Genomic DNA, 2,316 nt, shown 5'->3' with positions numbered 1-2,316 from the left:
CGGTGGTGACCACCAGCCGGGAGTCCGGTCCGGGCAGCGACCACGCCTCCGGGCGGACGTTCTCCATGCTGCGACGGCGGCGGGCAGGGCGCGCCGCGGGGTCCGGGTGATCATGGAATGCACGGCACAGGAATATCACCTGCCTGTCACATCAGTCACATGGGATTCTCAGAGTGCTCTGCGTCAACGGGCCGGAGCACGCCGCCCACGGGCCGCGAGAAGTGATTCCGCGGCGGTCCGAACGGTGCCATGCTGAGGCCATGACAGAAAGCAGTGCGGTGGCACCGCTCCGTCACCAGGCGGAAACCGGTGGGCGGCGGCGGGAGTTGGCCGCGGCGACGGTCGGATCGGTGGTCGAGTCCTTCGACTGGAACATCTACGCCGTCCTCGCGCCCTACTTCGCGGCGGACCTCTTCGGGCACGGCAAACACGGCGTCAGCGGCGTGCTCGGCGCGTACGTCACCTTCGCGGTGGGCTTCGTCGCCCGGCCGGTCGGCTCGTACCTGATCGGGCGGCTCAGCGACACCCGGGGGCGGCGCTTCGCGCTCAGCCTCGGCATGGCGGTGATCGCCGTCGCCAGCCTGGGCATCGCCGCCGTCCCGGGCCAGCGGAGCATCGGGGTCTGGGCGGCCGTGCTGGCCGTGCTCGCCCGGGTGGTGCAGGGGCTCGCCTTCGGCGGGGAGGCGCCGAGCGTGGCCGCGTACGTGACCGAGACCGCCCCGCGGCGGCACCGCTTCGCGTTCAGCTCGGTCTCCTACGGCGGGATCATCCTCGGCTCGCTGCTCTCCTTCGGCGTGCTCACCCTGCTGATCCACACCCTCGGCAAGTCCGGCCTGGAGAACGGCGGTTGGCGCTGGGGCTTCGTGGTCGCCGCGCTGCTCGGGCTGGCCGCCGTCTGGGTGCGGAGGTGGGCGCCGGAGAGCGCCGAGTTCCACCGCGCCCGGGAGCGGGCGGGCCGCACCGCCCGCCCGCCGTTCCTCCGGACGCTGCGCGAGCACCGCTGGGCGGTGCTCACCGTCTTCCTCAACACCCTGGGCGGGACGGTCGGTTACTACTTCGCGCTGGTGTACCTGCCGCAGTACGCCGCCGCCTACCACGTGATCGGCAAGGAGGAGGCGGCCTCCTTCATGACCGTGGTGCTCGGCGTGGTACTGGCCACCATGCTGCTCACCGGCGCCGCCGCCGACCGCTTCGGCCTGCTGCCCGTCGCCCGGATCGGCTTCGGCCTGCCGATCCCGCTGGTCGGGGTACTGCTCGCCGGGCTGCGCCAGGGCTGGCTGCCGTTCCAGGTCGTCGCCGTGCTGCTGGGGATGCTGGTGGCCACGGTGCTCGGCACGCTCAACGTCTTCACCGGGCTGCTGTTCCCGACCGAGGTGCGGGCGGTCGGCCTCGGCGTGGTCAACGCGGCCACCATCGCGGCGTTCGGCGGCACCTTCCCGCTGCTCGCCGAGTGGCTGAGCGGCCGGCACTGGCTGGGCGTGATCCCCGCGTACGTCACCGTCTGCACGGCCGGCCCGGCCCTCGCGCTGCTGACGGCGATGAAGGTGCCCTCCTTCGCCGAGGCCGTCCGCGAGACGGAAGGAGCGGTTCAGCGGACACCCGGAACCGCCTGACGGACAGTCATCGGCTGTGGTTGAGTGGTCCGGACCACTGCTGAACGGGGAGGGCTGGCGTGGGCATCGACGCACCGGGTACCGACATACCGGACACCAACGCAAGGGACGGCGGCCTGCCGGAGGACTGCGGGCCCGACGGCTGCGGCTCGGACGACTGCGCGCCGGGGGGCCGCGTGTCGGAGAGCTGGCTGACCGAGGCCGGGTTCGAGGAGCCGCCGCCGGTGGACCTGCGCACCGACCGGGCGCACTCCGCCCGGGTCTACGACTACCTGCTCGGCGGCACGGACAACTTCGCCGTCGACCGCGAGGTCGGCGACCGCGTCCTCGCCGAACTGCCCGGCGTGCGCGAGGACGCCACCGCCGCCCGCGCCGTGATGCGGCGGATGGTCCGCCGGCTCGCCGGGGTGCACGGCGTCCGCCAGTTCCTGGACGTCGGCACCGGCATCCCCACCACGCCCAACCTGCACGAGATCGTCCAGGCCGTCGATCCGGCCTGCCGCGTGGTCTACGTCGACAACGACCCGATCGTGCTCGCCCACTCGCGGGCCCTGCTCACCAGCACCCCCGAGGGCCGTACCGCCTACGTCCAGGGGGACCTGCGCGAGCCGGAGCAGTTCCTCGCCGACCCGGGGGTGGCCGCCACCCTGCCGCCGGTCGAACGGCGCTCGCCCTCGCCGCCCTCGATCCGCACCAGCACGCG

Annotated in this window: 2 protein-coding genes; both read left to right on the top strand. The window is 73.2% G+C overall.

Features of this window, described 5'->3' with window-relative positions; all coding sequences use genetic code 11:
• Positions 1-260: 260 nt before the first annotated feature.
• Positions 261-1,613, top strand: coding sequence for an MFS transporter (locus ACWDCZ_RS40480; RefSeq protein ID WP_079272265.1), 1,353 nt, complete (start codon positions 261-263; stop codon positions 1,611-1,613).
• A 191-nt stretch (positions 1,614-1,804) separates the two neighbouring features.
• On the top strand, positions 1,805-2,316 hold a 512-nt coding region (locus tag ACWDCZ_RS40475; RefSeq protein WP_449818607.1), incomplete at its 3' end, for an SAM-dependent methyltransferase.

It is taken from the genome of Kitasatospora sp. NPDC001225, assembly GCF_053597855.1.
Note: the sequence above shows the minus strand (reverse complement) of the source record. Positions and strands in the feature narration are given on the sequence as shown.